Source organism: Enterobacter sp. CGMCC 5087 (genome assembly GCF_003144775.1).
Taxonomy (GTDB): domain Bacteria; phylum Pseudomonadota; class Gammaproteobacteria; order Enterobacterales; family Enterobacteriaceae; genus Enterobacter; species Enterobacter cloacae_M.
This window is the reverse complement of sequence record NZ_QFXN01000348.1, coordinates 1-2,666: the sequence shown is the minus strand read 5'-3', so window position 1 is coordinate 2,666 and position 2,666 is coordinate 1. Positions and strand designations below refer to the sequence as shown.

The following is a 2,666-nucleotide window of genomic DNA, read 5'->3' as shown; positions in this document are numbered from 1 at the left end:
TGCGTATTCCGCTCTGATCGATCATGTTTTCGCGTGGAACGTCGATCAGCGATTCGCAGCTGATCGATCATCCGGGGGACTTAACTTTTCTACTGCTTTTTAACTTGTTTTTTCTGCGCTTTCCAGCACCGGTTTATTTTTCCTCATGGATTCCCCCTGCAGTACCAGTCTGTGAGCGTTATGCACCAGCCTGTCCAGGATAGCATCGGCCGTGGTCGGGTTCTCCATCAGACCATGCCATTTATCTACCGGGAACTGGCTCACCACGATGGTGCTGCTTTGCTCGTATCTGTCTTCGATGATCTCCAGCAGGTCGTTACATTGCGGGTTCGTCAGCGGCTCCAGACCAAGGTCATCCAGGATTAACACCTCCGTTTTTTGTAGCTGCTTCAGATGCTTCAGCCAGCTACCGTCAACACGTCCCTGCGCCAGTACTTCCAGCAGACGGCCCGCTCTCCAGTATTGCACCGTGTGTTTCTGTCGGCAGCCCTGTTCTCCGAGTGCATTGGCGATCCAGCTTTTTCCGCAGCCTGTAGGGCCTGTTATCAGGATATTTTTGCGGTGAGTGATGTAGTGACCGTTAAGAAGCTCCCGCATCTGCTCCGGTTTCAGCCCCCTGGATGCCGGGTAGTGCAGCCCCTCCGGCGCTGCCTGGTATTTCAGATTCGCGTTTTTGCGCAGCCGTGATACCCGACCGTTTTCCCTTTTCAGCAACTCGTCATCAGCCAGCAGAGCCAGCCGTTCTTCGAACGACAGCTCGTCGTAGGTCTGCGGCGTTTCACGCTGCCGTATCAGAGATTCAGCCATCGCAGGTAGCTTTAACTGGCTCAGTTTATGGATCAGATTGTTGTTCATTTTATTTATCTCTCAGTATGTTAGTGGTAGTAACCGGGACCACGCAGGTTCTCATGTTCCAGCGATGCCGTAGGGTTGGTTTCTCCACCGCGCATTGCCTGAAGCTCCTGGTTTTCGCGCTGATGGCGCAGCAGGTTTTCGATGAACCGCCTGTCTGGCGTCTTGTGGTGCCAGGCGACATGGCTGGCTTTTTCCAGTCGTTCGCGTCCGTATTTCTTTTGCAACGCGATCAGCCCGAGCACAGCCCGGTAGGCCTGTTCCGGATGCGCCTTGCGTTTCAGCAGTGACTCCACCACTTTGCCGGTGTACGCGCCGATGTTTTTACCCATTGCCAGGAGCCGTTCCGGCGTCCAGCCGCTGTGTTTCTGGTGCTGGACAGGCATATGCAGTGGGTTGGTGGTATGTTTGTATTCATGCTGGCTGCGCGGATGCTGTGCCACACACTGGCCCTGATGCCAGATCTGGATCACCGTCTGACCTGCTTTTAGCGACAGACGCTGACCAACCAGCTCATGCGGTACCGAGTACCAGTGACGCGCATATTCAACGTGGTAGTCCGGCGCCACTTTCACAGCGCGGTATTCGGCATATTCATAGGGTGCCGCCGGAAGCGCAGAGAGCGCTGGCGCATCCAGGATGCGGAAGCGTTCAGCGCGGGTCTGATTGCCGTAACCCTTCATGGGGCGGTTATTCAGCTCGTTCAGTAACTCCCGGAGCCGGATATTCAGCGCTCGCAGCGTGTGGAAGGTTTCGTTGCGGATGCGGGCAAGCAGCCACCTTTCAACGATAAGTACTCCGTTCTCTGCTTTCGCTTTATCTTTTGGTTTATACGGCCTGGCCGGGATGATGACGGTGCCATAATGCTCTGCCATCGCCAGATAACTTTCGTTGATGACGGGCTCGTAACGATCCGCTTTCTTCACCGCGCTTTTCAGATTGTCCGGGATGAGCAGTTTCGGCACGCCACCGAGGAAGGTCAGGCAGCGGCTGTTGGCGTTGAGCCAGGACATCATATCCTGCCCCTCACAGGCCTCGACGTAGGTGTAGTTGGATGCCCCCATCACAGCCACTAAGATGGCAACCCGTCGGATCTCGCCCGTTTCAGGACTGATGATCGGCACTGTCGGGCCACAGAAGTCGATAAAGAGCTTCTCGCCAGCACGGTGCTCCTGGCGCATCGACAGGCGCTGTGTGGCTTTCCATGCCCGGTAGCAGCGGCAGAACTGGGAGTAACCCAGCGCGAGGTTCCCGAACAGCGTTTTGTATTCCAGCCATAGCAGCTGGCGCGTGACGCCCGGACGTCTTATCTCCACGTCAATGTAAAGCCAGTCTGGCGGCACCAGTTCCGGATGAGTGGTTGTTTTTACGGGGAAGATGAGCTTTTCCAGATGAGCTGGCGTGATGGAGTCAGGCAACGGCCATGGCAGCGATGTCGTTTTGAAGCGGGACAGGACTTCGTAGACGGTGGAGGGGCTTATTTTTAGCGTGAGACCGATACAGCGGTTACTCAGCTTTTGTCCGTATTTGAACTGGAGGATTTTAAAACACGTTTCCATAGAACTCCTAGGTACTTTCTTTCTGGCCATTGATGTCTCCATTGACATAAAAAATCAGCAATGAAGACCGTGTGAGAAAGCGTTAATTCCCGGAGTGATCGGCAGGATGCTAATCGGTGATCGGGTGATGCGAAAACGTGATCGGGGATGATGCGAAATGCTGATCGAACGCCATGCGAAACCGCGATCGAACACGATGCGAAATCATGATCGACTACGGTGCGAACTGGCGATCGATCACCGTGCGAATATGCA

2 protein-coding genes are annotated in these 2,666 nt (G+C 54.8%); both read right to left on the bottom strand.

Going from position 1 to position 2,666, the window contains the following annotated elements; all coding sequences use genetic code 11:
- Positions 1 to 99: 99 nt before the first annotated feature.
- A complete protein-coding gene (gene istB / locus DEO48_RS26350) occupies positions 100 to 855 on the bottom strand; it encodes an IS21-like element helper ATPase IstB (protein WP_109846759.1) in 756 nt (251 codons plus the stop codon).
- 20 nt (positions 856 to 875) lie between these two features.
- Positions 876 to 2,411, bottom strand: coding sequence for an IS21 family transposase (istA, locus tag DEO48_RS26345; RefSeq protein ID WP_109846758.1), 1,536 nt, complete (start codon positions 2,409 to 2,411; stop codon positions 876 to 878).
- Positions 2,412 to 2,666 lie beyond the last annotated feature (255 nt).

What these genes read in the sequence shown, in the direction of transcription:
- istB (WP_109846759.1), bottom strand. Translation starts at nt 855, where the DNA reads ATGAACAACAATCTGATCCATAAACTGAGCCAGTTAAAGCTACCTGCG.
- istA (WP_109846758.1), bottom strand. Translation starts at nt 2,411, where the DNA reads ATGGAAACGTGTTTTAAAATCCTCCAGTTCAAATACGGACAAAAGCTG.